At 69.9% G+C, this 2,935-nt stretch carries 2 protein-coding genes; one reads left to right on the forward strand and one right to left on the reverse strand.

Features of this window, described 5'->3' with window-relative positions:
• Window positions 1-200: 200 nt before the first annotated feature.
• Window positions 201-1,079, forward strand: a complete 879-nt coding sequence (locus ACFVH0_RS40425) for a chitosanase (protein ID WP_385828427.1) — start codon at window positions 201-203, stop codon at window positions 1,077-1,079.
• Window positions 1,080-1,206: 127 nt separating this feature from the next.
• On the opposite strand, the gene ACFVH0_RS40430 is transcribed toward ACFVH0_RS40425, so the two are convergent.
• Entirely contained in the window at window positions 1,207-2,667 is a 1,461-nt protein-coding gene (locus ACFVH0_RS40430) for a nucleobase:cation symporter-2 family protein (RefSeq protein ID WP_385828428.1), read from the reverse strand.
• Window positions 2,668-2,935: the final 268 nt, after the last annotated feature.

Below are 2,935 nucleotides of genomic sequence, written 5' to 3' on the forward strand. Positions count from 1 at the left end.
GTGTGCCGCCGACACCCCTGGGCCCCCCGGCCCACCTCCCCCCGGGCCCCGCCCCGCCCCCCCCGCGGGGTGCGGGGCCGTCGACTTTCCGGGAGAACTTCTCAACTCCCGGGCGCCGGAGGGGTGTACGGCCACCCTACACTCTGATAGGAAAGCTTCCTAACAGACCGTCGGAACGAAGAACTCCCTTTGGAGGACTGGTGCACGCTCCCCCTAAGCGCGCCGCACGTCGCAACACCCGCCCCGTGCGCATCACGGTCATCGCGGTCGGACTGGCCCTCACGGCCATTCCCGTCACCGCCTACGCCGGTGGCCTCACACACCAGGCGGCCCCCGAACCGGCAGCGGTGGCGCCGAAGGCCGCCGCCGCGACCGGGCTGGACGATCCGGCGAAGAAGGAGATCGCCATGCAACTGGTCTCCAGCGCCGAGAACTCCTCCCTCAACTGGAAGTCCCAGTACAAGTACATCGAGGACATCGACGACGACCGCGGCTACACCGCGGGCATCATCGGCTTCTGCTCCGGTACCGGCGACATGCTCGACCTCGTCGAGCTGTACACCGAACGCAAGCCCGACAACGTCCTCGCCAAGTACCTCCCCGCGCTGCGGAAGGTCAACGGCACCCCCTCGCACAGCGGTCTCGACCCGAACTTCACCAAGGACTGGGTGAAGGCCGCCTCCGACTCCGCGTTCAAGAAGGCTCAGGACGACGAGCGGGACCGGGTCTACTTCAACCCGGCCGTCAAGCAGGGCAAGGCCGACGGCATCGGCACGCTGGGCCAGTTCGCGTACTACGACGCCATCGTCATGCACGGCGACGGCGGCGACAGCACCGGCTTCAGCTCCATCCGCAAGAGGGCCCTCTCGAAGGCGAAGCCGCCGTCCCAGGGCGGCAACGAGGTCACGTACCTCAACGCCTTCCTCGACGCCCGCGTCTGGGCGATGAAGCAGGAGGAGGCCCACGAGGACACCAGCCGGGTGGACACCGCCCAGCGGGTCTTCCTGAAGAACGGCAACCTGAACCTGGACCCGCCGCTCGACTGGAAGGTGTACGGCGACAGCTTCCACATCGGCTGACGCCTCCGCCGAACAGGACTGTGGCGCGTACGGCAGCACCCCCGAGGGTCGCCGTACGCGCCACAGTGCTTCACCGGCCGACACCGACCGACACCGGCCGACACCGGCCGACACCGGCCGGATCGGATCAGTGCGCGGCCACCGGGTCCGCGACCGCCGGGCCCTGCTCCCGCTCGGACGGCTCCGGCTCCGGATCCGGCTTCCTGCCGAGGTGGTTGAAGGCCAGGTTGAGCACGATCGCCACCACGCAGCCGGTCGAGATCCCGGAGTCGAGCACCACCAGCAGGTCCTTCGGGAAGGAGTGGTAGAACTCCGGCGCGGCGATCGGGATCAGACCGATGCCCACGGCCGCGGCCACGATCAGCGCGTTCTCGCCCTTCTCCAGCGCGGCGGTCGCCAGGGTCTGGATGCCGCTCGCGGCGACCGAACCGAACAGCACGATGCCCGCGCCGCCGAGGACCGGCAGCGGCACGAGCGCGATGACGGAAGCCGCGACGGGGACCAGGCCGAGCACGATCAGGATGCCGCCACCGGCCGCCACCACGAAGCGGCTGCGGACCTTGGTCATCGCGACGAGCCCGATGTTCTGGGCGAAGGCACTGCACATGAAGCCGTTGAAGAGCGGGCTGATGGCGCTGCCCAGGGTGTCGGCGCGCAGGCCGCCCTCGATGGTCCGCTCGTCGGCCGGCCGGCCGACGATCCTGCCGAGCGCGAGCATGTCCGCGGTGGACTCGGTCATGCAGACCAGCATCACGATGCTCATCGAGACGATCGCGGCGATCTCGAACTGCGGCGCCCCGAAGTGGAACGGCGTCGGGAAGCCGATCAGGTCGGCGTCCTTGATGGCGCCGAAGTCGGTGATGCCGACCGGGATCGCGATCAGGGTGCCGACGATCAGTCCGAGCAGGATGGCGATCTGCTGGAGGAAGCCGCGCAGCAGTTTGCGCAGGGCCAGGACGATCACCAGGGTGACGGCGGCCATGGTGATGTTGGTCGTGGAGCCGTAGTCGGCCGCCGTGGCGTTGCCGCCCTGGGACCAGTTGAAGGCGACCGGCAGCAGCGAGACACCGATCAGGGTGATCACGGTGCCGGTGACCACGGGCGGGAAGAAGCGGACCAGTTTGCAGAAGTACGGGGCCAGCAGGAAGCCCAGCAGGCTCGCGACGATGATCGCGCCGAGAATGACGGCGATGCCGTCGTGTCCGCGGTCCTTGCCGATCGCCACCATCGGGGTGACCCCGGCGAACGAGACGCCGTTGACGAACGGCAGCCGGGCACCTATCCGCCAGAAGCCGAGGGTCTGGAGCAGGGTGGCTATGCCCGCGGTGAACAGGCTCGCCCCCATCAGGAAGGCGGTCTCCTTGGCGGTGAGGCCCACGGCGGGCCCCACGATCATCGGCGGGGCCACCACGCCCGCGTACATCGCGGCCACGTGCTGGAGGCCGCTGGTGAACATCTTCAGTGGGGGGAGCGTCTCGTCGACCGGGTGCTTCCGGTCCGGCGAGGCCGGATCGGGGGCGGTGCCGAGATGCGGTGGTCCATCGGATCCTGCGACTGCGTCGTTGCGAAACCTGGGCTTGGCTGCCACGGCGGTTCCTCCGGTCGGGTACACGTCTGCGGTGACGTGGGTGTCAGGGAGGTGGTGCGTTGGAGCAGGTGGAGCAGGTCGTGCAGCTGGTGCGGGCAGCTTTGGTCACCGGTGCGGGGTCGCGTGCGTCACAGGCACGCGACCCCGCACCGGTTGCCATGGATCCCGCTCGGGTCCACGGCGGCGCGCCCCGGGGCGGGGCCCCCGGCCGGCCGGGGTGGGGGGTTGGGCGGGGCGGAGCGCCGCCCCCGCGCAGCGTGCGCGAGGG

Source organism: Streptomyces sp. NPDC127117, assembly GCF_042677325.1.
In the GTDB taxonomy this organism is placed as follows: Bacteria; Actinomycetota; Actinomycetes; order Streptomycetales; family Streptomycetaceae; genus Streptomyces.